The 23,102-nt window shown below is 64.4% G+C and carries 22 protein-coding genes; 12 read left to right on the top strand and 10 right to left on the bottom strand.

The features are described 5' to 3' along the window. The first annotated feature begins 40 nt into the window (after positions 1 to 40). The gene (gene exaC / locus ACZ46Y_RS11510) at positions 41 to 1,561 is read left to right on the top strand and encodes an acetaldehyde dehydrogenase ExaC (RefSeq protein ID WP_311952110.1); all 1,521 of its coding nucleotides are present in this window, start codon (positions 41 to 43) and stop codon (positions 1,559 to 1,561) included. On the opposite strand, the gene dauA is transcribed toward exaC, so the two are convergent. The 4 genes from dauA to ACZ46Y_RS11490 form a co-directional block, all read right to left on the bottom strand. After that, positions 1,558 to 3,291, bottom strand: coding sequence for a C4-dicarboxylic acid transporter DauA (dauA, locus tag ACZ46Y_RS11505; protein ID WP_376717567.1), 1,734 nt, complete (start codon positions 3,289 to 3,291; stop codon positions 1,558 to 1,560). The two genes, exaC and dauA, sit on opposite strands and share 4 nt — an antisense overlap. A 99-nt stretch (positions 3,292 to 3,390) precedes the next feature. Beyond that, complete coding sequence (locus tag ACZ46Y_RS11500) at positions 3,391 to 3,786, bottom strand: hypothetical protein (protein ID WP_311952104.1); 396 nt, start codon at positions 3,784 to 3,786, stop codon at positions 3,391 to 3,393. A 103-nt stretch (positions 3,787 to 3,889) separates the two neighbouring features. Continuing rightward, positions 3,890 to 4,591 (bottom strand): response regulator, encoded by a 702-nt coding sequence (locus ACZ46Y_RS11495; protein ID WP_311952101.1) that lies wholly within the window; start codon positions 4,589 to 4,591, stop codon positions 3,890 to 3,892. A gap of 35 nt (positions 4,592 to 4,626) precedes the next feature. After that, on the bottom strand, positions 4,627 to 6,036 hold the full coding sequence (locus ACZ46Y_RS11490; protein WP_311952098.1) for an ATP-binding protein: 1,410 nt from the start codon (positions 6,034 to 6,036) through the stop codon (positions 4,627 to 4,629). Positions 6,037 to 6,262: 226 nt separating this feature from the next. Here ACZ46Y_RS11490 and ACZ46Y_RS11485 point away from each other — a divergent pair, with 226 nt between their 5' ends. Genes ACZ46Y_RS11485 through ACZ46Y_RS11470 form a run of 4 tightly spaced genes read left to right on the top strand, consistent with a single transcriptional unit; the run spans position 6,263 to position 9,957 of the window. Continuing rightward, the gene (locus tag ACZ46Y_RS11485; RefSeq protein WP_311952095.1) at positions 6,263 to 7,606 is read left to right on the top strand and encodes a DUF945 family protein; all 1,344 of its coding nucleotides are present in this window, start codon (positions 6,263 to 6,265) and stop codon (positions 7,604 to 7,606) included. Between the two features lie 53 nt (positions 7,607 to 7,659). Next, positions 7,660 to 8,373 carry a ZIP family metal transporter gene (locus ACZ46Y_RS11480; RefSeq protein ID WP_311952092.1) on the top strand — a complete coding sequence of 238 codons (714 nt, stop codon included), beginning with the start codon at positions 7,660 to 7,662 and terminating at the stop codon, positions 8,371 to 8,373. Between the two features lie 55 nt (positions 8,374 to 8,428). Next, on the top strand, positions 8,429 to 8,926 hold the full coding sequence (locus tag ACZ46Y_RS11475) for an NfeD family protein (protein WP_311952528.1): 498 nt from the start codon (positions 8,429 to 8,431) through the stop codon (positions 8,924 to 8,926). Positions 8,927 to 8,982: 56 nt separating this feature from the next. Beyond that, on the top strand, positions 8,983 to 9,957 hold the full coding sequence (locus tag ACZ46Y_RS11470) for an SPFH domain-containing protein (RefSeq protein WP_376717566.1): 975 nt from the start codon (positions 8,983 to 8,985) through the stop codon (positions 9,955 to 9,957). Here ACZ46Y_RS11470 and ACZ46Y_RS11465 read toward each other — a convergent pair. From ACZ46Y_RS11465 to ACZ46Y_RS11440, 6 genes are all read right to left on the bottom strand, one after another. Beyond that, the gene (locus ACZ46Y_RS11465) at positions 9,915 to 12,005 is read right to left on the bottom strand and encodes an FUSC family protein (RefSeq protein WP_311952085.1); all 2,091 of its coding nucleotides are present in this window, start codon (positions 12,003 to 12,005) and stop codon (positions 9,915 to 9,917) included. The two genes, ACZ46Y_RS11470 and ACZ46Y_RS11465, sit on opposite strands and share 43 nt — an antisense overlap. 2 nt (positions 12,006 to 12,007) lie before the next feature. Beyond that, entirely contained in the window at positions 12,008 to 12,868 is an 861-nt protein-coding gene (locus tag ACZ46Y_RS11460; RefSeq protein ID WP_311952082.1) for an HlyD family secretion protein, read from the bottom strand. Position 12,869: 1 nt separating this feature from the next. Beyond that, on the bottom strand, positions 12,870 to 13,097 hold the full coding sequence (locus ACZ46Y_RS11455; RefSeq protein ID WP_311952080.1) for a DUF1656 domain-containing protein: 228 nt from the start codon (positions 13,095 to 13,097) through the stop codon (positions 12,870 to 12,872). A gap of 18 nt (positions 13,098 to 13,115) precedes the next feature. Then, complete coding sequence (locus tag ACZ46Y_RS11450; RefSeq protein WP_311952078.1) at positions 13,116 to 14,042, bottom strand: LysO family transporter; 927 nt, start codon at positions 14,040 to 14,042, stop codon at positions 13,116 to 13,118. 54 nt (positions 14,043 to 14,096) lie between these two features. Beyond that, the gene (locus ACZ46Y_RS11445; RefSeq protein WP_311952068.1) at positions 14,097 to 14,771 is read right to left on the bottom strand and encodes a hypothetical protein; all 675 of its coding nucleotides are present in this window, start codon (positions 14,769 to 14,771) and stop codon (positions 14,097 to 14,099) included. Between the two features lie 112 nt (positions 14,772 to 14,883). After that, positions 14,884 to 15,819 carry a 2-hydroxyacid dehydrogenase gene (locus ACZ46Y_RS11440; protein ID WP_311952065.1) on the bottom strand — a complete coding sequence of 312 codons (936 nt, stop codon included), beginning with the start codon at positions 15,817 to 15,819 and terminating at the stop codon, positions 14,884 to 14,886. 228 nt (positions 15,820 to 16,047) lie between these two features. On the opposite strand from ACZ46Y_RS11440, the gene doeA reads away from it, so the two are divergent. The 7 genes from doeA to ACZ46Y_RS11405 all read left to right on the top strand — a co-directional run bounded on the left by doeA (position 16,048) and on the right by ACZ46Y_RS11405 (position 23,072). Continuing rightward, positions 16,048 to 17,247: an ectoine hydrolase DoeA gene (gene doeA / locus ACZ46Y_RS11435; RefSeq protein WP_311952060.1), complete on the top strand. Its 1,200-nt coding sequence runs from the start codon at positions 16,048 to 16,050 to the stop codon at positions 17,245 to 17,247. 47 nt (positions 17,248 to 17,294) lie between these two features. Continuing rightward, positions 17,295 to 18,311, top strand: a complete 1,017-nt coding sequence (gene doeB / locus ACZ46Y_RS11430; protein WP_311952056.1) for a N(2)-acetyl-L-2,4-diaminobutanoate deacetylase DoeB — start codon at positions 17,295 to 17,297, stop codon at positions 18,309 to 18,311. Between the two features lie 22 nt (positions 18,312 to 18,333). Further along, positions 18,334 to 18,810, top strand: coding sequence for an Lrp/AsnC family transcriptional regulator (locus ACZ46Y_RS11425; protein WP_311952525.1), 477 nt, complete (start codon positions 18,334 to 18,336; stop codon positions 18,808 to 18,810). A gap of 204 nt (positions 18,811 to 19,014) precedes the next feature. Beyond that, positions 19,015 to 20,511: an NAD-dependent succinate-semialdehyde dehydrogenase gene (locus ACZ46Y_RS11420; protein ID WP_311952053.1), complete on the top strand. Its 1,497-nt coding sequence runs from the start codon at positions 19,015 to 19,017 to the stop codon at positions 20,509 to 20,511. 128 nt (positions 20,512 to 20,639) lie between these two features. After that, on the top strand, positions 20,640 to 20,984 hold the full coding sequence (locus ACZ46Y_RS11415; protein ID WP_311952050.1) for a putative quinol monooxygenase: 345 nt from the start codon (positions 20,640 to 20,642) through the stop codon (positions 20,982 to 20,984). Positions 20,985 to 21,020: 36 nt separating this feature from the next. Continuing rightward, positions 21,021 to 21,488 (top strand): S-ribosylhomocysteine lyase, encoded by a 468-nt coding sequence (locus ACZ46Y_RS11410; RefSeq protein WP_311952048.1) that lies wholly within the window; start codon positions 21,021 to 21,023, stop codon positions 21,486 to 21,488. Positions 21,489 to 22,142: 654 nt separating this feature from the next. Beyond that, a complete protein-coding gene (locus ACZ46Y_RS11405) occupies positions 22,143 to 23,072 on the top strand; it encodes a DUF2971 domain-containing protein (protein WP_311952045.1) in 930 nt (309 codons plus the stop codon). Positions 23,073 to 23,102 lie beyond the last annotated feature (30 nt).

Raw genomic sequence — 23,102 nt, 5'->3', positions numbered from 1 at the left:
ACTGGACGGGGTAAACCTTCACTCCAGCAGGAGCCATGCCATGATCTATGCCAACCCTGGCGACACCGATGCCTTGATCACGTTTGAGCAGCGCTACGGCAACTACATCGGCGGTGAGTTTGTGCCGCCGGTCAGCGGCGAATACTTCGATAACGTCAGCCCGGTCAACGGCGACGTTTTCTGCGAGATCCCCCGCTCGTCCGCCGAGGACGTGGACAAGGCGCTGGACGCCGCCCACGCCGCGGCCCCGGAGTGGGGCAGGACGTCGCCGGCGGCGCGCAGCCGCGTGCTGCTGCGAATCGCCGACCGCATCGAGCAGCACCTCGAGAAGCTGGCCGTAGCGGAGACCTGGGACAACGGCAAGGCGATACGCGAATGCCTTAACGCCGACCTGCCCCTGGCGGTGGACCATTTCCGCTACTTTGCCGGCTGCATCCGCGCCCAGGAAGGGTCGGCGGCGGACATCGACGGCAACACCGTGGCCTACCACTTCCACGAGCCGCTGGGCGTGGTTGGCCAGATCATCCCCTGGAACTTCCCGCTGCTGATGGCCACCTGGAAGCTGGCGCCCGCGCTTGCCGCCGGTAACTGCGTGGTGCTCAAGCCCGCCGAGCAGACGCCGGCCTCGATCCTCGAGCTGATGAAGCTGATCGGCGATCTGCTGCCGCCGGGGGTGATCAATATCGTCAACGGCTTCGGCGAAGAGGCCGGGCAGGCGCTGGCCGCCAGCCCGCGCATTGCCAAGATTGCCTTCACCGGCTCCACCCCGGTGGGCTCGCATATCCTGGAATGCGCGGCGAAAAACATCATTCCCTCCACCGTGGAGCTTGGCGGCAAGTCGCCCAACGTCTACTTCGCCGATATCATGAACGCCGAGCCCGAGTTCGTCGACAAGGCCGTGGAAGGCCTGGTGCTGGCGTTTTTAAACCAGGGCGAGGTCTGTACCTGCCCGTCCCGGGCGCTGGTGCAGGAGAGCATGTACGACGACTTCATGGCTAAGGTGATCGAGCGCACGCTGACCATCAAGCGCGGCAATCCGCTGGATACCGAGGTGCAGGTGGGCGCCCAGGCGTCCCGAGAGCAGTTCGACAAGATCATGTCGTACATGGAAGTGGCTCGGGAAGAGGGCGCCGAGTTTCTCACCGGCGGCGACAGGGAGACCATGGAGGGCAGCCTGGACCAGGGCTACTACGTCCAGCCGACGCTGCTCAAGGGCGGCAACAAAATGCGGGTGTTCCAGGAGGAAATCTTCGGCCCGGTGGTGGCCGTCACCACGTTCAAGGACGAGGCCGAGGCGCTGGCCATTGCCAACGATACCGAGTTCGGCCTCGGCGCCGGGGTGTGGAGCCGCGACATCAACGTGGCCTTCCGCATGGGCCGCGGCATCCAGGCCGGGCGCGTATGGACCAACTGCTATCACCAATACCCGGCCCACGCGGCGTTCGGCGGCTACAAGAAGTCCGGCGTGGGCCGCGAAACCCACAAGATGGCCCTTGAACACTACCAGCAGACCAAGAACCTGCTGGTGAGCTACGACATCAACCCCATGGGCTTTTTCTAGCCCGCTACCTGCCAGCGCCGCGCCAGCTTCGCGGCGCGCTCAATACTTTCGGTCATGGCAAGCTTGCCTGCCCGGCGGCCAATGCCCGCGCGCTTGAGCTTGAGCTGCATGCGCGCGGGCAGGCCGATAAACACCAGCCCGACGTGCTGTTCGGCAAGCTCCCGGCGCAGCCCGTCAAGGGCCACCATGGCGGTGGCGTCCAGGCTGGGCACGGTGCGCATGTCGAGCAGCACCGTATGCACGTCCTGATCCACCGTACGCAGGGTGGCAATGGCCTTCTCCGCGGCGCCGAAGAACATCGGCCCGCTGATGCGGTAAAGCGCCGTACCTGCGGGGAGCTCGGGGCTTCCCGCCGGGCGTTCGGGCTGGCGTTCGACGCCGGTCAGCTGGGCCATGCGGCGGATGAACAGCGCCGCGGCGAGGCTGATACCCACGGCGACGGCGACCACCATGTCGAAGGCCACGGTCAGCCCGAAGCAGATCACCAGCACCCCGACGTCGCTTGCCGGCGCGGTTTTCAGCGTGTGCACGAAGTTTTTGGCTTCGCTCATGTTCCACGCAATGATCAGCAGCAGCGCGGCCAGCGCGGACATGGGGACGCGGCCCAAAACGCCGGCGAGCACCACCACGGCCAGCAGCACCACCAGCGAGTGCACTACCGCCGACACGGGTGAAAAAGCGCCGCTCTTGATGTTGGTGGCGGTGCGTGCAAGGGCGGCGGTGGCGGTAATGCCGCCGAAAAACGGCACCACGATGTTGCCGATACCCTGACCCACAAGCTCGGCGTTGGGGTCGTGACGAGTGCGGGTGAGGCCGTCGGCGACCACGGCGCAGAGCAGCGATTCGATGGCCGCCAGCAGGGCGATGGCCAGCGCCGGCCCCAGCAGCGCCTGGATCAGGGCAAAGTCCAGCGTCAGCGGCTCGCCGTCGGCGCCGGGGAAATGCCACGGCATGTCAAAGCTCGGCGCCAACGGGGGAATGCCGCTGCCGCTCTGGCCGTCGATCATCCAGTCAAAGCGCGAGGCGATGGTGTCGACCTCGACCCCCAACGCGGCGAGCAGCAGCGCCGCCAGCGTCCCCACGGCAAGCCCGGCCAGCGGCGCCGGCACCGGGGTTTTCAGGCGCGGCCAGACAAGCAGCGTGGCTAGCGTAATGACGCCGATGCCGAGCTCCGCGGGCACAAGGCCAGGGAGCGCCCGGGCAATCAGCCAGGCGTTGGCCAGGGTATTGTCGCCGAGCTCAAGGCTTGCCAGGCCAAAAAAGTCGGGAAGCTGCAGCAGGGCGATGACGGTGCCGATACCCGCGGTAAACCCGAGTATCACGGGGTAGGGCACGTACTGAATAAGGCTGCCCAATCGGGCGAGCCCCAGTGCCAACAGGATAACGCCCGCCATCAGGGTGGCGATCAAAAGCCCGCCCAGGCCGTAGTTGGAGACGATGGGAAACAGTATCACCACGAACGCCGCCGTGGGGCCGGAGATGTTGAACCGCGAGCCGCCGGTAAGCGCGATCAGCGCGCCGGCCACAATCGCCGTGTAGAGCCCGTGCTGGGGCGCCACTCCGGTGGCAATGGCCAGCGCCATGGACAGCGGCACGGCGACCACGCCGATGGTCAGGCCGGCGAGTACGTCGTTTTTCAGTCGGCCCGGGCTATACCCTGCCTGCCAGGCTTGAACCAGGGCTCGGCCGGGAAGGGGTAAACGGAAAGAGGAAGACCGCGGGCGCGACATGACGACTCCGGACAGAAACAGGCGGATAAAAAAGGCGCGCAGCTTCGCGCCGCACGCCATTATACCAGCTGCTGCCGTGTTCCGGGGAACGTCCGGTCGTTACTGCTGCGGCATGGGCTCGCCCTGGCCTTGGCCCCGCTGCTGCATCTGCTCGCGCTGGACGTCGCGCATGGCTTCGTTGAGCGACTGCTGCTGCTCTTCGGTGAGGATTTCCTGCATGCGCTGGCGGTAGTCCTGGCGCAGCTCCTGCATGGCTTCGTAGTGCTCTTTCTGCGCGGCGTTGAGCTCCTGGCGGGTGGCCTGATCGATGCCGGCCTGCTCATACACGGCCTGGCGGCGCTCTTCCATGCGCTCCTTGAGGGCGTCGGGCATTTCGCCGGCCTGAGCATCCTGGCCCTGGCCGGGGGCGGCATGGGCGGTAAACGCCAGCGGCAGCAGGGCGGCCGCCAGCAGGGCGGGGGCAAGACGTTGGCGTAGCGTAAGCGGCGATGTCATGGCAACTCCTTGGAATAGCGGTGAGGTCGATTGACTACCCCGAGCCTCTCCCATGCCGGTGCAAACCCTTTGCAGCCAGTGTGTAAATAACGTGATCCCGGCCTTATTCGTCGGGCTGGTACTTGTAGCCCACGCCGTATACCGAGCGGATGATGTCGCGCTCGGGGAGAACTTCGCTGATTTTCTTGCGCAGCTTCTTGACGTGGCTGTCCACGGTGCGCTCGGACACGATGCGGTTGTCGCGGTACATATGGTCCATCAGCTGCTCGCGGCTGAAGATCCGTCCCGGCGCCCGCATCATCACCCGCAGCAGCTGGAATTCCACCGCGGTAAGCCCCAGGTCGTGGCCGCCCGCAATGGCCTGCCAGCCGTCCTCGTTCAGCTGTACCGGGGCGTCGGGGTCATCCACGGCGAGCGGAGCGCTCTGGGCGGCCTGGCTGCGGCGCAGCACGGCCTTGACCCGAGCGACCACTTCGCGCGGGCTGAAGGGCTTGCAGATGTAGTCATCGGCGCCAAGCTCCAGCCCCAGCAGGCGGTCAACCTCTTCTACCTTGGCGGTCACCATGATGATGGCCGTCTGCGGATAGCGCTGGCGAATGCTGCGGCACAGGGTCAGGCCGTCCTGACCCGGCAGCATCAGGTCCAGAAGGATCAGCGCCGGCTGCTGCTCTTCGAGCCAGGGCATGACCGCGTTGCCGTCGTCCAGCGTGGTTGTCTCAAAGCCGTGGGTCTGCAGGTAGTCGGCCATCAGGCGGGCAATCTTGGGTTCGTCTTCAACAATCAGTAAAGAGGCATTAGCGGGCATGGGTCACTCACGGAAAAATCGGGGTGGCGGCAACATCAGGTTGACGATATCAGCGGCAGGCGCAGCGTCCAGCGCAGCCCGCCAAGGGGCGAAGCTGAAGCGTCCAGGTGGCCATCGTGAGCGTGCACCAGGGCGCTGACAATGGAAAGCCCCAGGCCGCTGCCGCCGCTCGAGCGGCTGCGAGAGCCTTCCACGCGGTACAGCCGCTCGGTGAGCCGAGCCAGTTCATGCTCGGGTACGCCGGGCGAGCTGTCTTCCCATACCAGCACCGCTTCGTCCTGCTCGCGGGTGAGCGTCACGTTGAGCGTGCCCGGCTCTTGGGTATAGGCGCGGCTGTTATCGAGCAGATTGTGCCACAGCTGGCGCAGCCGTTGGGCATCGCCGTATATGTGAAGCGACGGCGTCAGCTCGTCGGTGAGCCGGAACCCGGTATCCTCGAGCCAGCGCCTGGCGTCGTTCAGGTGGCACTGCAGATGGTCGCTCAGGTCCAGCGGCGCCAGCTGAATATCCAGTGCGCCGGCGTCGCTCTGGGAGAGCAGGCGCAGGTCGGCCACCAGGCGCTCGAGCTGCTCGACCTCCTGGGCCAGCGAGCCGAGGTTGTCGGTGTCGAGCGGGCGGATGCCGTCCTGCATGGCCTCGATCTCGCCGCGCAGCACGGCCAGCGGCGTACGTAGCTCGTGGGCGGTATCCGACACCCAGCGGGCGCGGGCGTTGCGGTTGGCCTCAAGCGTCGATGCCAGCACGTTGAAGTCCCGGGCGAGCCTTGAGAGCTCGTCGCGGCCGCGTACCGGCAGGCGGATGTGGTAATCCCCACGGGTCAGGCGCATGGCGCCGGTGGCCAGGGTGTGAGCGCGCCGGCCAAGCCACCACGACAGGCTCCCGGCGAGCAGCAGCGACGCAATGCCCAGCGAGATAACGATCAGCGAGAGGTTGTTGCGCTGGCGGTCGAGAAAGCGGTTTTCCATGCGCTTGAGAATTTGCTGGGGCGGGCGAAAGCCCAGCGAGCCGATGGTCCGGTCGTCGGCGTCAAGGGGCATCCAGTGCCAGCTGGCGGGATCGTCTTCCGCGTGCCGAGGGGCCACGATGAAGCGGCCGTCCGGCGCGCGCAGAGCGAAATCCTGGGCCTCGCCCAGCGGCGAGGGGCGCTCGGCGTTGCCGCGGCCAAGCTCGTGATAAACGATGGTGGGCCAGCGCAGCGGGTCGCTTTCCAGCCACTCCCAGCCCTGGTGCTCCTGCCAGCGTTCGGTCAGGCCCTCGGCCAGGCGCATGGCGCGGCGTTCCTGGGCCTGGTTGAGGTAGTCCAGAAAGCCGCGGTCGATGCTGTAGGAGACGGCGAGGAAAACCGCGCCGGCAATCACCACGTTGATGCTCAGGATAATCGCAAAGAGCTTGATGCCCAGCCGCGACAGGCGGCGATAGCGAGCGTGGCAAAAGGTGTTTCCCAACGGTGGCCCCAATCAATGTGCTGAAGAACGTGTTGTGAAGAGCGTTTTGAAGAACGGGTTCAGAAACGTAGCGAAGAACGCGGAACGGTTAGCTTGCCAATCAATGCTGTGCCGCTTGACGTGCTAGCATGGCGCGGCGGCGCATCGAGTGCCGTGTGACACTGTGTCGGCCGGTTTTCGGGCAGCACAACCGCACCAGAGCTTAGCAAAAATAGGGACGTTGATTGTGGATAAAAAAATCATCGTGGCGGCCGGTGTCGCTATCGTGGCGGGCGGCTTCATTGCCCATGCCATAGCGGGCAATGCCGCAGAAAAGCAGATCCGCGAGAGCCTTGCCGCGCTTGAGGCCGAACAGGCCATTAACGTGAGCCAGGTAGAAACGCACAAGGGGCTTGGCAAGACGTCGCTTACCGCACGTCTGGACGCGGTTGACGCCCCGGGCCTTAGCGGCGAGCTTGCCATGGACGTCGGCTACCTGTCGCGCACCGCCGAGGGTACCATGACGTTTGACGGCGAGGCGCTCAGCGGCGAGGTCGATTTCACCACCGGCCTTGGCAGCGGCAAGCGCGACTACCGCTTTGACGCCGACGAACTGACCGCCGCCGGCGGTGCCGTGACCCTGGCGCAGGTCGAAGGTGATGGCTACGTGGATGCCGAGCGCGAGCACTTCGCGCTGGATATGCTTACCCGCCAGCTTCGCCTGCAAAGCCACGTCGATCACCTTGAGGTCAACGGCCTGGATGCCGAGCTTGAGCACAACATCGATGCCGAAGAAGGCGGCGGTCGCTCCCATGCCCGCTTTGCCGTGGACGGCGTCACCGTTACCGCCGACAGCCGCACCGCCGACAGCCGCGGCACGCCCACGCAAGTTGCAAGCCTCGGCGACGCCGAAATCCGCAATACCGCCACGCTCGACGGCGACACCTATTCTTCACGGCTCTACCTTGCGGCAAACGATGCCGTTTTCATGGACAGCGAGCCGGGCCGGGCCGAGCTTGACCTGACCGCGAAAGGGCTGGACTACGCCGCGTTCGCTGCCCTGGCCGAGGTGCTCGAGCGCCACCTGAAAGGCGCCGATGCCGGGGAAGATCTATCGACCGCCAAGCAGCAGGCCCTGACCCGAGAGCTTCGGGCCACGCTGAGGGAGCAGGCCCACGCGCTGCTGTCGCGCTCTCCCGCGCTCGAGCTCGAGACCCTGACGCTGGACGCCGCTCTGCCCATGCTCGGCCGCGCCGAGGCAAAGCTTTCCGGCCGGGTGGCGTTTGACGGCGACAGCCTGTCCCCGGAGAGGGCCCGTGCCCTGCTGGCCGGCATCAGCGCCGAGGCTCACGAACCCCCAGGCGATACCCTCAACCAGCCGGCCATGAGCGCACAGCAGACTCGGGCCGAACTGGCGTCGCGGCTGAGCGCCAGGCTTGCCGTCGATACCCTGCCCGACGCCATCGTGATAGAGCTTCCTCCTGCGCTGCAGGCGTTGATGATCAACCACGACGCGCCCCACGTTTTTGCCTGGGAAGACGGCCGGGCGCTTTATAACGACGAGCCGCTGGAGCAGGCGCTGTCACGCTAGTGCGCTCCTTACCGGCGCCGTGAACAGTGCGATAACGACGAAGGACCTCAGTCATGCCCGAGACGTTGCTGGTGCTGCTTCTTGCCCTGGGCGCCGGGGTGGCAATGCCCGCCGGGGCGGTGTTTGCCCGGTTTGACCGGCTGCACCCGGCCTGGCTTGGCAGCGAGTGGCGACATTTTATCGTCGCCTTTGGCGGCGGCGCGCTGATCTCGGCCATCGCCCTGGTGCTGGTGCCCGATGGCGTGGCCAAGCTGCCCCCGCTGGCGGCGGGGCTAAGCTTTGCCGCCGGCGGCGTGACGTTCTTTTTGCTGGATATCCTGCTCAACCGGCTGCAGAGCGCCGCCGGCCAGATGGTAGCGATGCTCTCGGACTTTATCCCCGAGGCCATTGCGCTGGGCGCAGCGTTCGCCGCCGGGGAAAACACCGGGCTGCTGCTGGCGTTTTTGATCGCGCTACAGAACCTGCCCGAAGGCTTTAACGCCTTTGAAGAGCTGGCGCGCTCGGGCCGGCTGGCCCAGAGCACTATTCTGTCCGCGTTTTTTGCTATGGCGCTGCTGGGCCCGGCCTCGGCCCTGGCCGGCTACTACTGGCTGGGGCAATATCCGCTGGTGATGGGCACGCTGCTGCTGTTTGCCAGCGGCGGCATCTTGTACCTGGTGTTTGACGACATTGCCCCCCAGGCCAAACTGAAAAACACCTGGATGCCCGCCCTGGGGGCGGTCGCCGGCTTTCTTCTGGGGCTTTCCGGCAGCATGCTGGCGGGCTAGCGGCTTTGTGGCCAATGAATCAAACGGATAATAGGCGGGTATCAACACCGTGGATATGATCAGTGCGGGTTCTCTCTGGCTGACGGTTGCGCTTTCGCTGGCGCTTGCTGAGCTGATGACCGGCAGCCTGGTGCTGCTGGCGCTTGCCGCCGCGGCGCTGATCACGGCGTTGGCGGCAGCGCTTGGCGTGCCGCTTTCCGTTCAGCTGGCGGTGCTGGGGCTTTCAAGCGCCGTGTGCGTGCCGCTTGCGGTCTGGGTGATTCGGCCGTGGTTTTCCCCGGCCGGGGTCAACTACGGCGTCGCCGGTACCGGCGCCCAGCACGGCGAGCGGTTTCATATCGTGCGCCGGGACTACGACGGCGCCAGCGGCATCAAGATCAAGGGCGATTTCTTTCGCGCCCGTTACGTGGATGCAGCCCCCGACGACTGGCCCGCCGAAGGGGCCGAGGTGGTGCTGGATCACTTTGAAGGGACGCTGGCGCGGGTGAGACCCGGCGCGCCGTCGTCCCAACCTTCGCCGTCGGCGAAGTCTTCAACAGGAGCAGGACAGTGAGCGATTCCATCAGTATAGGGCTATTGGTCAGCCTGATTATCGTCGCCATCGGCGTGATGATCGTGGTGAAGGGGCTGATGATCGTGCGTCAGTCGGAAGCGGTGGTGGTGGAGCGGCTGGGGTCGTTCAACCGGGTGCTGGAAAGCGGGATCAACATCATCATCCCGTTCATCGAAAAGCCACGCTCGATCACCATGATCCGCTACGAGAAGCGTGGCGACGCCTACGCCGCGATTACCAGCGAAGAAACGCGCATCGACCGGCGGGAAACCGTCATGGACTTTCCCGGCCAGCCGGTGGTCACCACGGACAACGTCACCGTGCGCATCAACGGCGCGCTTTACTACACCATCGTGGTGCCCGAGCGCGCGGTGTACGAAGTGGAAAACATGAGCCAGGCCGTGGAGGTGCTGGCCAAGACCACGCTGCGCTCGGTGGTGGGCAAGATGGAGCTGGACCGGCTGTTCGAGTCCCGGGCCGAGGTCAACAATCAGATTCAGGCGGCCATGGAAGAGCCGGCCTCCAAGTGGGGCATCAAGATCACCCGGGTCGAGGTTCAGGATATTGAAATGCCCGAAGAGGTGGAGTCTGCCATGCGGCTGCAGATGGCCGCCGAGCGCAAGCGCCGGGCCACGGTGACCGAGGCCGAAGGCGAGAAGTCCGCGGCCATTGCCAAGGCCCAGGGCCAGCGCGAATCCGCCATCCTCAATGCCGAGGGCGACAAGGAGTCGGCGATTCTGCGCGCCCAGGGCGAAAACGAATCCATCAGCCTGGTGCTGAGCGCGCTGGGCGATGACGACGAGCACAAGCGCACCGTGGTGGGTTATCTGCTGGGGCAGAGCTACATCAAGGGCCTGCCGGACATGGCCAAAAACGGCGAGCGGGTGTTCGTGCCCTACGAATCCTCAGCGCTTTTGGGCTCCATGGGCATGTTCCGGGAAATGGCCGGCACGCCGGAAGACGCCGCCAGGGCAACCAGCGCGCTGCGTCAGGGCATGGTCGGCGGCGCGGGGAGCGCTTCCGGCGACTGACCGCGCACCTGCCGGGTCCGGGTGGCCTGGCGTTCCAGTGAGAGAGCCAGGCGCTCGGCGAGCCCGGCCAGCAGCGCCTGGCGGCGGGCGTCCAGCGAGCGCTCGCGGCGGACGGCGTCGAGCAGGGCGTCGCCCGCCGGGCGTATCTGCCGCGGCGTCTCGCCCTTGGCGCTGGCGGCGTAGCCCTCGGCCAGGGCGGTAATAAAGGCGCCGCTTGTGCGCTGCAGGTCGGCGTTGCCCAGTCCGTCGAGGCGCCGGCGCAGCTGCAGGCAGGCGTAGCCGACGTCGAGGCCGGTGAGCCCCAGGGTAAAGAGGTGGCGCTGGTCGTCGGGCAGGGTGTCATCGTGCCGGGAAAGGCGCAGCAGGCGGTCGGCCATGCGCCCGATAAACTGCGTTTCCGCGTCTTCGACCGGCGCGCTTGCCAGCCGGCGCAAATCCCGGGCAATGGCCCACACCAGCCGCTTGCGCCTGAGCGTGGCGCCGGGGCCCGGCAGCAGGCGAAACGCGGTCACCACCGTCCCCAGCCCCACCAGCACCGCCAGCGCGCGGTTGATGAAGCTGTCAAAGGAAAAGTCCATGCCGTTGCCGGGCATGGTGAGCAGGATATTGCCGATGGTAAACGCCAGGCAGTAACCCATCAGTTTGGGATTGGACGCGCCCAGCAGCCCCAGAAACAGCGGCGTGAGGAAAATCATCGCCAGCATGGGAAAGCCGCTGGCCTGGGCCAACAGCACGTGGCCGAAGATAAAGGCGCTGGGTATCGCTGCCAGCATGCCCTTGGCAAACGTCATGCACGCCGCCACCGGGTTGTCGCGGCTGGCAAAAAACGCCGAAAACAGCGTGCCCAGCAGCATGGCGACCCGGCCGTTGTCCCAACCGGTGGCCAGCCAGAACGTCGCCAGGGCGGCAAAGATCGCCCCGGCGCGCAGGGCGTTGACGCCGGCGACCAGATGGTCGCGGTGCCAGGCCAGCGCCACGCCGCGCAGAAATTTGCGCGACGGCTGGGTAATGGCGTCCCGGGCATCGAGCATGACCAGGGCGTGGCCCAGGGCTTCGCGCAGGCCAAGCAGGCAGCGCTGCTCAAGCGGCGAAAGCGACCCTTCGGGAAACAGCAGCGCCCGCCGACGCAGGGCGTGCAGGCGCTTGCGGGCGTCGGTGGTGCCGCTATAGCCGGCGGCGCTGGTAAAGCCGTTGGCCAGCTGCTCGGCGAGCTGGCGGATGTCGCTTTTCATGCTCTCGCCGCCGTGACGCTCGCTGCCGGCGTGAAGGAGCTGCTGGAGGGCATGAAGGGTGGCCAGCAGGCGCAGGGTGTGGCGGGTCAGAACGTGGCTGGCGCGGATGCGCCCGGCGCCTTCGGGGCCTTCATAGCGGGCGGCCTGGCTATCGCCCTCAAGCGCGGTCAGCGGCGACAGCGTGCCGGTCAGGCTGGCCTCAAGCTCGGCGTGGTCGTCGCTGTCGCGCAGGCGAGAGGCGGCGTGGGTGAACGCCTGGTTGACCACCGTATCGGCCTGGCGCCCCAGGTGCGCGCTGACCCGGGAGGGCCACAGCAGCGCGCTGACCAGGGTCGCGCAGGTCGCACCCAGCGCCAGCTCGGAAATCCTCGCCACGGCGATGGAGAAGATGCGCTCCGGGGCGCCGGAGCCGATTACCACGATCAGCATCGCGGTGACTGCGCCCATGATGCAGCCGTAGGCGGCGTTGTTGCGCAGAAGCGCGCTGCCGTAGGTGCATAGCATGATCCAAAGCGTCAGCGCCGCGAGCGCCGGCACCGGCGCCTGGGCGAAAAGCGCCATCAGGGTGATACCGGCCAGCGCGCCGACCAGAGTACCGCTCACCTGGCTCAGGCCCTTTTCCAGCACCATGCCGCTCATCGGCCGGATCTGCAGAAACGCCGCCGAGATCAGCGCCCAGTAGGGGCGCTCCAGGTTCAGCCACAGAGCCAGGTACAGCGCCAGCAGCATGGCGAAGGTGGCCTTGAGCGCAAACTTGAGCGAATGCGCGTTCGGCGTGAGGTAGGTCTGATACCAGGGCGATGCGGTCAGCGCCATGCTCAGGGCTCCGGTTCGATGTGCACCGAGGCGGTCATGCCCGCGCTTAGCGTCATGCCGTCGGGAATCTCATCCAGAGCGATGCGTACCGGAATGCGCTGGGCCAGGCGCACCCAGCTGAACGTCGGCTGCACCTTGGGCAGCAGCTGCTCGTTGGGAGCGGCGTTGGGGTCGGCAATGGCGCGCCCGATACCGGCAACGCGGCCGGTAAGCTCGTGCTCGGCGCCCATCAGCTTGATGCGTGCCGGGTCCCCGACGTGCACCCGGGGCATCTTGGTTTCTTCGAAATAGCCGGTGACGTAGTAGGAATCCGACGCGACCAGCGCCAACACCGGCTTGCCGGCGCTGGCGTAGTTGCCCTCGTTGAGCTGCAGGTTAAGAACGTGCCCGGCGACCGGCGCGGTGATGGTGGTACGCGCAAGATCCAGCTGAGCGCTGGCAACCGCGCTCTGCGCCTGGGCAAGCGTGGCCGCGGCCACGCGGCTGTTGATGCGCGAGGTTTCCTTGTCTTCTTCGCTGATCGCCGCGCGCCCCAGCCGGCTGCGCCGGGAGGCCTCGTGGCGGGCAAGCTCCAGCTCGGCCTGGCGCTGCTCCATTACCGCCTGGGCCTTGTCCGCGCTTGCCTGGTAGCGCTCGGCGTCGATGCGAAACAGGGTGTCGCCTTTGGCCACGCGCTGGCTGTCGGCCACCGCAAGGGCGGTGACCCGCCCGGAAACGTCCGGCGCCACGGTAATGATATCGGCGCGCACGCGGCCGTCCCGGGTCCAGGGGGTGTAGAGATAATACTGCCATAGCCACCAGCCGGCAGCCGCAGCAAGACTTACGATAACCAGCGTGACCAGGGTGCGCAGCAGGGTGGACATCTCAAAAGGCTCCGATGGCGGGAAAAGACGCAGAGAACACGTAGGCGGTAGCCGCCGTACAGAGCACGAACAGCGCGGTGTCAAACCACGCCTCAAACCATGGCCGCCGGCTTTTTTGCAGGCGATAAAGCAGGGCGCGCAGCAGCAGCGTGGCCGCTAGCCCCAGCGCTACGTATACCAGCATCGGCGGCAGCAAAAGTCCGCCCAGGGTGATTTCGTGTAGTCCCATCGTGCCCCCTTGCGCCGATTACAGCGATAGCCAGAAAAGTATCAGCGGCGGGGATAAAAGCGACAGCAGAAAGCCGCTGACCACCGCCACCGGTACGAAGGTTACGCCGCCGTGCTGCTGAATTACCGGCAGGGCGAAGTCCATGGAGGTGGCGCCGCCGTAGCCGATGGCGAGCGCCGCATGGCGCTGGATCACCAGCGGTACCAGCACGAAGGTCAGAAGCTCCCGGGCAAGGTCGTTGAAAAACGCCACGCCGCCCATGAGCGGACCGAGCTGGTCGCCGATCAGGATCGCCGAGAGCGAGTACCAGCCAAACCCCGAGGCCATGGCCAACCCCTCGTTCCAGCTGATCGACAGCAGCGGGGCCGCCGCCAGCCCCGCCACCAGCGAACTGGCGGCAAGCGTCAGGGCAATGGCAAGCCCGTTGCGGTTGAGCAGAATCCGCCTGAGCGGCATGCCGGAGTTGCGTAGCTGGCAGCCGATCAGCGCCAGCAGCACGTACAGCACCCATTCGGCGAGCACTTCGGCGCCGTGAAAAAGCCCCTGGCCTACTATCGGGCCCAGCAGTAGGCCAAGGATAACGCCAAGGGCCACGACGCCCAGCAGCGAAAGCGAGCCTTTCATGGCGGCGAATTTGCCAACCGGCGCATTGCTGGCGCTGGGGGGCGTTTCCGCGCGCATCGCCAGCCGGTGGGATAGCCACCCAAGCGCTGCAAAATTGCAGGCGCTGGTCAGCGCGAACAGCAAAAGCGCGCTGCCCCCCAGCCGAGAAAGCTGGCTCGACAGGTTCTCAAGCCCGGCAAGGCTTGCGCCCATCAGCAGAAGGATAACGTAGATAGAGCCGTTAACCGCGTGGTTGATCAAGCCCTGCAGGCGCGGCGAGCGCACCCGGACAAGGTACCCTGCCACCAGCGGTAACAGCACGATGAGCAATCCGGAAAACATGAAAGAGGGCGGCCTTCCTTGGGGTGGCTGGGTTCAGGATGAATGATGAACGCTTTAGTTTAGCCGAGTCAGGGTGATGTGCGTTTCGCGTTTGCCGTCTTTCCAGTAGCTGGCGTCAACGATCAGGCCGGGGTAATCGGGATGGTAGTTGATTCGCAGCTCCCGGTCGGGTTTGTCCGCGTCCAGCAGCACCACCGACTGGGCGTCGAAGCGCCCGGCGGGCACCTCGAGCTCGCGCGTGCCGTCGGCGTAGTAGTGGAAGTTTTCGTCGCGCCCGCGGTGGTCGACAAAATGCACGTCGCAGGGGGCGCTTTGGCTGCAGTCTTCGCGCCCGGCGCGGCGGGCCAGGTCCACCAGCGCCGTCTGGCGGTCCAGGGTGTCGATGTCGGCATCGGCGAGCTCGTAGCTGTCGCCCACGCCGAACAGCGAGTAGCCGCTGTAGTAGTGCAGCGAATGAGTGGACTCTTCGCTGGCGATAAAGCGGCTGCGCTCCCGGCCGCTGGCCACGGCGATGGAAAAACGCATGGCGCTTTTCCAGTGGCGGCCTTCCTGACTCATGACGTGATTCAGGGTGGCACCCGGCCAGCCGTCGACCTTCAGCTTGTACTGGGCCTTGAAGGCCTCGACCGGACGCAGCGCCGGCGACTCGGCAAACGCCGGCTCGGCAAGCCCGGCGATGAGCCCAAGCGCTGCGGCAGCGGCGGGCAAGATACGTGACATAATCGGCATCAAGCCTCTCCTGGAAACAGTTTTTGTAAACAGTTCTTGTAACAGTGTCGGCCACTCGTCGGGCGACAGACGGCGACAAGGGCGAAAAGTATAGCGCCCGGCGCGGCGAGCGTCAGTAGCCGGCAGCGGGGTTGACGGTGCTAACCGGCTCGCCGGCCTCAAAGGCGCGCAGAGTGTCAATGACCTGATCAATGGCGCCGGTGAGCGGCGTGGGCGCCGAGGTGTGCGGGGTCACCGCCACCCTGGGGTGCTGCCACAGGGGGTCGTCTGCCGGCAGCGGCTCGGTGACGAAGACGTCGAGCAGCGCACCGCGCAGGTGCCCGGGCGTCGTCCCGTCACCGAGCGCCTCGAGCAGGGCGGGCTCGTCGATCAGCGCGCCGCGCCCGGGGTTGATCAGGGTAGCGCCTTCGGGGAGCTGCGCCAGGCGCCGGGCGTCAAGCAGCCCGCGCGTGGCGTCGGTGTCCGGCAGCAGGGTGACCAGGGTCCGGGCACGGCCGAGCACGGTGTCCAGGCCTTCGTCGCCGTGGTGGCAGTCCACGCCGTCGATGTCCTTGGCGGTGCGGCTCCAGCCCATCACGGGAAATCCCGCATGGGCAAGCGCCTGCGCGACGTGGGCGCCGATGGCGCCAAGGCCGAGCACGCCTACCGGCCAGTCGGCCTTGTCGGGGACGGCCTGGGGCTCCCAGCGGGCGTCGGCCTGAAGGCGAACGTAGGCATCGAAGCTGCGGTAGAAGTGCAGCACGCCGTAGAGCACGTAGTCGGCCATGGGAGCCGCCATGCCCGCATCGCGCAGCTTGACCACCGGCACGCTGTCAGGAAGCCCGGGCGTTGCCAGCAGGGCATCGACTCCGGCACCCAGGTTAATGATGCCTTTAAGCTGCGTTTGTTCCGCCAGCAGCCATTCGGGCGGCTTCCACACGGCGAGGTAGTCGGCGTTTTGCCGCGCCTCGGCGGAGTCGTTGGTGGTGACGACGGTAGCGTGGGGAAAGGCGTTTTCAAGCGCCGCGCACCAGCGGCTGGCGCTATCGTTGTGGACGACGATTTTCATGCAGTCTCCTTTGGCTGGCTTGTGTCGCCGTTGTTCGGGCGTTGCGGTAACGCTATCACGGCTGGTTGCGATTTTTGTAATAAAGGTTTTGACCCTGAGCGGCGCGAGGGTGCTAGTATCGCTGAGACGACGATGGCAGGCCTTGTGCGGCGGGCCAGGTCGCTCACGTGGCCCGGGAAACGCTTTATTGACGTCCGGTTCTTGGTGAACGTTAAGGCGAGTTGCGCAATGTCTCAGGTATCCCTGCCCTTTACGCGTGAGGAGTACGCCAACCGGCTCTGGAAAGTACGCGCCGAAATGGCCAGCCGGGGCATTGATGCGCTGATTGTCAGCGACCCTTCCAACATGGCGTGGCTGACCGGCTACGACGGCTGGTCGTTTTACGTGCACCAGTGCGTGGTGGTCGGCCTGGAAGGCGAGCCGATGTGGTACGGTCGGCGCATGGACGCCAACGGCGCGCTTTTGACCTGTTGGATCGATCCGGACAACATTACCTACTATCCGGACTACTACGTCCAGAATCCTGACATGCACCCCATGGACTACCTGGCGCAGTCAATTCTGCCCCAGCGCGGCTGGGACCGCGGCGTGGTGGGCATGGAAATGGACAACTACTACTTCTCCGCCCAGGCCTACCTGTGCCTGCGCCGGGAGCTGCCCCACGCCCGCTTTGCAGACGCCAACGGCCTGGTCAACTGGTGCCGGGCGATCAAGTCGCCCCAGGAAATCGCCTATATGCGCATTGCCGGCAAGATCGTCGAGGGCATGCACACGCGGATTCTGGAAATGATCGAGCCGGGCCTGGCCAAGAGCAAGCTGGTGTCCGAGATCTACCGGGTGGCCATCGAAGGCTTTACCGACGACAACGGCAAGGTCCACGGCGGCGACTACCCGGCCATTGTGCCGCTTTTGCCCACGGGCAAGGCCGCCGCCGCGCCGCACCTGACCTGGGACGACACGCCGTTTCGCGAAGGCGAGGGCACGTTTTTCGAGATTGCCGGGGTCTACAAGCGCTACCACGCGCCGACCTCGCGCACGGTGTTTCTGGGCCGGCCGAGCCGGGAGTTCCTGCGCGCCGAGTCGGCGCTGCTGGAAGGCATCGAGCAAGGGCTTGAAGTGGCCAAGCCCGGCAACCGCACCGCGGATATCGCCAAGGCCCTGGGCTCGGCCATGGACAAATACGGCTTCGACCGCGGCGGGGCGCGCTGCGGCTACCCCATCGGCATTTCCTACCCGCCGGACTGGGGCGAGCGCACCATGAGCCTGCGCCCGTCGGACGAGTCCGTGCTGGAGCCGGGCATGACTTTTCACTTCATGCCCGGCCTGTGGGAAGACGGCTGGGGGCTTGAGATTACCGAGAGCATCCTGATCACCGAAAACGGCTGCGAGACCCTCGCCAACTTCCCCCGTCAGCTGTTCGTACACTAGCGCCGGCAAGCCCGCGCGGCGCCCGTCATTCCTTGAGGAGCACTGTCATGAGCAAGCGTCAAAGCCCGATTACGCCCACGGTGGACTTCAACGCCGACGGCGTGCAGCACGGCTTTCTCAACCTGCCGATTTCCGTGGATGACTCGGCCTGGGGCGCGGTGATGGTGCCGGTGACCGTGGTCAAGAACGGCGAAGGTCCAACGGCGCTGTTGACCGCGGGCAACCACGGCGACGAGTATGAAGGCATTACCGCACTGTTGAAGCTTGCCGCGACTCTCAAGGCCGAGGACGTGACCGGGCGGGTGATCATCGTGCCCTGCTTCAACACCCCGGCGGTGACCGCAGGCAAGCGCACCTCGGGGCTCGACGGCGGCAACCTCAACCGCTGCTTCCCCGGCGACCCGGACGGCAGCGCCACCGAGCAGATCGCCGACTACTTCACCCGGGAAATGGTGCCCATGGCCGACGTAGTGCTGGACCTGCACTCCGGCGGGCGCACCCTGGATATCCTGCCCTACGCCGCGTCCCACGTGCTCGACAACAAGGAGCAGCAGGCGGCGGCGCTGGCCAGCGCCAAGACCTTCGGCGCGCCCTACGCCATGATCATGTTCGAGCTGGACGCCACCCACCTTTTTGATACCGTTTGCGAGGATCAGGGCAAGGTATTCGTCACCACCGAGCTTGGCGGCGGCGGCACCTCGACCCCTTATACCGTCGACATTGCCGAGCGCGGCGTGCGCAACTTCCTGATTCACCACGGCCTGATCGAAGGCGAGCCGGCGCTACCCGCCAAGCCCCAGGTGTATCTCGACATGCCCGATGCCAGCTGCTACGTGCAAAGCGAGCACTCCGGGCTTCTGGAACTGCTGGTAGCATTGGGCGACGAGGTCACCAAAGGGCAGCCCATTGCGCGGATATACGACGTGACCCGCACCGGAAGCGCCCCGGTTGACTATCACGCCGGGCGCGACGGCATTCTGATGGCGCGGCGGGCGCCGGCGCTTGCCCACATTGGCGATACGCTTGCCGTGATTGCCGACGTGGTGGAGGGCCTCGACGCCTGAGCCCATGCCCAAGTCCAAATCCATGCTTAAACTCGACCGTTACGACGTAAGAATCCTCGCGATCCTCTCCCGGGACGGGCGAATCACCAAGTCCAAACTGGCCGAGGCCATCAACCTCTCGGTCAGCCCGTGCTGGGAGCGGGTCAGGCGGCTGGAAGAAGCCGGCATCATCGAAGGCTACAGCGCGCGCATCAACACGCAGGTACTAATGCCCGGCAACTCGGTGTGGGTGCAGATCGAGCTCAAGCAGCACAGCGTGGAAAGCTTTTCGCGCTTCGAGGCGCTGGTCATGGAAACCCCCGAGGCCACCGAATGCGTGGCCGTGGGCGGGGGCGTTGATTACCTGGTGAAGTTCGAGGTGGCGAGCATCGACAGCTACCAGCGCGCCATGGACCGCTGGCTGCTGTCCGACGCCGGCATCGAGCGCTACTTCACCTATATCGTCACCAAGACGATCAAGCGCGCCACCCCGGCCATCGACGAAGACGAGCTCGCCTGATAGGCGCTTGAAGCCCCGGCGCCAAAAAAATCGAGACTTTCCAACGGCGGCGCCAAAAAAAGCGCATGCTGGGCCGGCGCATTCAAAAGCACTTCCCGCGTGAATTCCCTTATCCTTGTGGTATCAACCGCTTAAGGTATCGACAGGTTCTTGTTTGCAACAGATGCCTGCGAAAGATACCGGCACCCGATAAGGAGGGGTTTCATGACAGCACCGTCTACTATACTGTCCGATCGTCTGCAGGATCCGCGCCTGTTTCGCCAGTATGCCTACCTCAACGGTAAATGGACCCACGGCGAAGGCGGCCGCGAAGAGCCCGTCACCGACCCGGCCACCGGCGAAGTGCTGGGCCACATCCCGGTGCTGGAAGAAGGCCAGATTACCGCCGCGGTAGACGCCGCCGACGCGGCCTTTGCCGGCTGGCGGGCGCTGCGCGCCAACGAGCGCAGCGAGATTCTCGAAGCCTGGTACGCGCTGCTCCAGGAGCACAGCGAAGACCTGGCGACCATCATGACCCTGGAGCAGGGCAAGGCCATCGGCGACTCCCGGGGGGAGGTGCAGTACGGCGCCAGCTTCATCCGCTGGTTCGCCGAAGAGGGCAAGCGCACCTACGGCGACACCATTCCCAGCCACATGCCCAACGCGGCCCTGGGGTCGCTCAAGGAGCCGGTGGGTATCGCCGCGCTGATTACGCCGTGGAACTTCCCGCTGGCGATGATCACCCGCAAGGCCGCCGCCGCGCTTGCCGCCGGCTGCCCCACTGTGATCAAGCCGTCCAACGAGACGCCGTTCACCGCGCTGGCGCTTGCCGAGCTTGGCGAGCGCGCGGGTATTCCCGCCGGCGTGCTCAACGTGGTGCTGGGTGAGCCGTCGACGGTATCCAAGGTGCTGTGCGCCGAGCCGCGCGTCAGGGCGCTTTCGTTCACCGGCTCCACCCGCGTTGGGGAGCTGCTGATGGAGCAGAGCGCGAGCACCGTCAAGCGCCTCTCCATGGAGCTTGGCGGCAACGCGCCCTTTATCGTCGGCCCGGACATGGACCCGACCGAAGCTGCCGAGGCGGCAGTGGCGGCCAAGTACCAGACCTCCGGGCAGGACTGCCTCGCGGCCAACCGTATTCTGGCCCACGAATCGATCCACGACGCCTTTGTGGAAGCGTTCAAGAACAGCATGTCGGCGCTCACCGTGGGCAACGGCCTGGAAGACGGCGTGGACCTTGGCCCGCTGATCCACGGCAAGGCGGTGGAAAAGGCCCAGAGCATCGTCGATGACGCCGTGGACAAGGGGGCGACGCTGCACCAGAGCACCCAGACGCCGGTGGCCGGCGATAACTTCTTCATGCCGGTCATGCTGACGGGCATTTCCCGGGGCATGAAAGTCTGGGACGAAGAGAGCTTTTCCCCGGTGGCCGGCATTCTGCCGTACTCCACCGACGAGGAGGCCATCGAGCTTGCCAACGACACCGAGTACGGTCTGGCCTCTTACCTTTACACCCATGACGTGCGCCGTATCTGGAAGATCATGCGCGGGCTGGAGTTTGGCCTGGTGAGCGTCAACTCGGTGAAGATGACCGGCGCGCCGGTGCCCTTCGGCGGGGTGAAAGAGTCCGGCCTTGGCCGGGAAGGCGGTCCCACGGGGATCGACGAATACCTGGAGACCAAGTTCTTCTGCCTGGGCGGCATGGAGTCGGCCTCAGGCAGCTGATCCAGGGATTCGCGCCATCTTTGCGCCGCTGCTCGGCAGCGGCGCTCCCGCCTGTGGGTTGGTAAGTCCTGGTTATGCATCGCATAATGGGGAATACCAATTCGTGATGTCTCGGAAAGGATGAGGTCATGTCACAAAAGATTTACTGCGTTGCCAGCTTCAAACCCAAACCCGGCAAGGAAGACGCTGTGTTCAGAGCGCTGCAGGAACTCGAGCCCAACGGCCACCGGGAAGACGCCTGCCTGCGCTACACCGTTACCCGCAAGATCGATAACCCCTTTGCCCAGGGCGATAGCTACCCCATCGTGTTTCACGAGGTCTGGGCCAATCGCGCGGCGTTCGAGGCGCACTGCCAGCGCAAGGAAATCAAGCAGTTCTTCGCCGAAAAGCTCGCGTCGGGCGGCGACATCGAAGACGCCAACGTCTGCGTCTACACCGACGAGCCGAACAATTTCGACGCCCCCGATGTCTGACGTCGGGCGTCAAACCGATTTTGCACAGGAGGCAACATGGCCGAAGAGAAGATGAACGTCGAAAGCTTTAACCTGGACCACACCAAGGTAAAAGCGCCGTACGTCCGCCTGGCAGACGTCACCAAAGGCGCCCACGGCGACCAGATCTACAAGTACGACCTGCGCATCTGCCAGCCCAACAAGGGCCACATGGACATGCCCGCGCTGCACTCGCTCGAGCACATGATGGCCGAGCACTCGCGCAACCACTCCAACAAGGTCGTCGACATCAGCCCCATGGGCTGCCAGACCGGCTTTTACATCGCCATGATCAACCATGACGACTACGACGCCGTACTGGACATCATCGAAAACACCCTGAAAGACGTGGTCAACGCCGACGAAGTCCCCGCCTGCAACGAAATGCAGTGCGGCTGGGCCGCCAGCCACAGCCTGGAAGGCGCCCACGAACTCGCCCGCGACCTCCTCGCCAAGCGCGACGAGTGGACGGAAGTGTTTGCCTGATAGGGCGTAGCGCCCCCGCTATCAAAAGCGCCTCTGCGGAGGCGCTTTTTTGTGCCGCTACGAAAAAAGCATGAGAAATGTGGCAGGAATGTGGAAGGGTGGTTCGGAGAATGCTAATTTGGCGCTAGCGAAAGACAGACGTAACGATGGCACTGAGAGATTTCACATGGTGGGAGCGGGCTTATAGGCACTGCAGTATTTCACAGGGTGGGAATACCCAGAAAACGGGCATAATCGGACTTTAGTCCACGAAGAGGTAATAGTGGCACTAAAGTATCTCACATGGTGGGAGCGGACTTTAGTCCGCGAAGATGTTGCCTCAGCAAATTGATTCTCCCACCATATGAGGTACCGAAAAATTGGAACATTTTAATCACATGGTGGCTTTAGTCAGTCCATCAGCTGCGGGGGTCTGCTTTGCATATCCATGTGTCGTTCCTCATGAGCTGGCTATGCCTACAGTGTTATTGGTCCAAGCAAAACGCGCAAGCACGCGAATCCTGCTTAGGCTGCCGAACTATTCTTAATATTTCATAATATCAATGAGTTAGGAAAAGAAAGGTACGCTGGGTAATTTTGTTAAACGAGCTGGCACGTTCATTCAATATCCGAGCGTGCCGTCTAATACCTGTTAGGCTTCACTGGAGGTATGGATTGAGCAATCGAATATACAAATACGTGGGGTCGTCCTACTTGCATGACGTAGTAGGTGACCAAGAGGTAAGCGCGAAGTTTTCGTTTCCAAAAGACTTCAATGACCCTTATGAATTGTTCTTGACGATTGATTTCAACGAAAAGCCAGAAGTGCTGGCGCTTTACGCAGATGCCATCGGCGAATTGCCCCAGTTCCCGACCACTTGTTTTTCGCACTCGCCTGCCGTGACCCCAATGTGGGCGCACTATGCACAGAATCTTACTGGGTTTGCTATTGAATTTGACGAGGAGAAGCTACAAGAGCGCTTCCCCGAATGTCGTTTCGACGACGTTAAATACAAGACAGCGGCTGACGATGGGCTAAAAGAGACGCTGTATCGAGCATATGCTATCGGCAAGCCGCGATATACCTACATGCTGAGGAGTGGCGTTTTTAACGCCGCTTACTTCACAAAGTTGGAGTGTTGGAGCTACGAACAGGAGCGCCGCATGCTCGCCTCGGAGAGTGAAATACGAAAGCACAACGGCATGATGTTGTTGGACATACCCAAAGAGTGCGTTACTGCTTTGATCTGCGGTCCTCGTGCTTCTCAAGAAACCATTCAGAACCTGCAGGCTGCGGCAGACAATCTTTCCTGTGAATACCTCCAGATGAAGGTCGGAAGAAGCAATGCGATTCCATACTTTGTCGATACAAATGGATCGCCACTTTCCTTCACCGATAACAGCATTTCACCAGTTGCGGTAAGCTGCAAAACCTGTCGAGAGCCGGTAGGTGCCGGGAGCGACTTCTGTCCTTGGTGTCAAATCAACGATGCGCACAAGCAGGATGCTATGGATCGTAATGCATATCGGATTCTAGATCATCTCGGCCTTCTTGAAGAGTATGTTAAAGGGATGGATGACATTACTTATGGGCGGAACCGGTGACGCGCCTAACAAGTGCAGGCACGGCGACGC

It is taken from the genome of Halomonas garicola (assembly GCF_055382465.1).
This window is presented reverse-complemented; position numbering and strand designations above follow the sequence as displayed.

What these genes read in the sequence shown, in the direction of transcription:
- ACZ46Y_RS11495 (WP_311952101.1), bottom strand. Translation starts at nt 4,591, where the DNA reads ATGCCCGCTAATGCCTCTTTACTGATTGTTGAAGACGAACCCAAGATT.
- ACZ46Y_RS11420 (WP_311952053.1), top strand. Translation starts at nt 19,015, where the DNA reads ATGACAGCACCGTCTACTATACTGTCCGATCGTCTGCAGGATCCGCGC.
- ACZ46Y_RS11440 (WP_311952065.1), bottom strand. Translation starts at nt 15,819, where the DNA reads ATGAAAATCGTCGTCCACAACGATAGCGCCAGCCGCTGGTGCGCGGCG.
- ACZ46Y_RS11500 (WP_311952104.1), bottom strand. Translation starts at nt 3,786, where the DNA reads ATGACATCGCCGCTTACGCTACGCCAACGTCTTGCCCCCGCCCTGCTG.
- ACZ46Y_RS11455 (WP_311952080.1), bottom strand. Translation starts at nt 13,097, where the DNA reads ATGGGACTACACGAAATCACCCTGGGCGGACTTTTGCTGCCGCCGATG.
- doeA (WP_311952060.1), top strand. Translation starts at nt 16,048, where the DNA reads ATGTCTCAGGTATCCCTGCCCTTTACGCGTGAGGAGTACGCCAACCGG.
- ACZ46Y_RS11475 (WP_311952528.1), top strand. Translation starts at nt 8,429, where the DNA reads ATGATCAGTGCGGGTTCTCTCTGGCTGACGGTTGCGCTTTCGCTGGCG.
- ACZ46Y_RS11445 (WP_311952068.1), bottom strand. Translation starts at nt 14,771, where the DNA reads ATGCCGATTATGTCACGTATCTTGCCCGCCGCTGCCGCAGCGCTTGGG.
- ACZ46Y_RS11415 (WP_311952050.1), top strand. Translation starts at nt 20,640, where the DNA reads ATGTCACAAAAGATTTACTGCGTTGCCAGCTTCAAACCCAAACCCGGC.
- ACZ46Y_RS11425 (WP_311952525.1), top strand. Translation starts at nt 18,334, where the DNA reads ATGCTTAAACTCGACCGTTACGACGTAAGAATCCTCGCGATCCTCTCC.
- ACZ46Y_RS11450 (WP_311952078.1), bottom strand. Translation starts at nt 14,042, where the DNA reads ATGTTTTCCGGATTGCTCATCGTGCTGTTACCGCTGGTGGCAGGGTAC.
- exaC (WP_311952110.1), top strand. Translation starts at nt 41, where the DNA reads ATGATCTATGCCAACCCTGGCGACACCGATGCCTTGATCACGTTTGAG.
- ACZ46Y_RS11410 (WP_311952048.1), top strand. Translation starts at nt 21,021, where the DNA reads ATGGCCGAAGAGAAGATGAACGTCGAAAGCTTTAACCTGGACCACACC.
- doeB (WP_311952056.1), top strand. Translation starts at nt 17,295, where the DNA reads ATGAGCAAGCGTCAAAGCCCGATTACGCCCACGGTGGACTTCAACGCC.
- ACZ46Y_RS11470 (WP_376717566.1), top strand. Translation starts at nt 8,983, where the DNA reads ATGATCGTGGTGAAGGGGCTGATGATCGTGCGTCAGTCGGAAGCGGTG.
- dauA (WP_376717567.1), bottom strand. Translation starts at nt 3,291, where the DNA reads ATGTCGCGCCCGCGGTCTTCCTCTTTCCGTTTACCCCTTCCCGGCCGA.
- ACZ46Y_RS11465 (WP_311952085.1), bottom strand. Translation starts at nt 12,005, where the DNA reads ATGGCGCTGACCGCATCGCCCTGGTATCAGACCTACCTCACGCCGAAC.
- ACZ46Y_RS11480 (WP_311952092.1), top strand. Translation starts at nt 7,660, where the DNA reads ATGCCCGAGACGTTGCTGGTGCTGCTTCTTGCCCTGGGCGCCGGGGTG.
- ACZ46Y_RS11460 (WP_311952082.1), bottom strand. Translation starts at nt 12,868, where the DNA reads ATGTCCACCCTGCTGCGCACCCTGGTCACGCTGGTTATCGTAAGTCTT.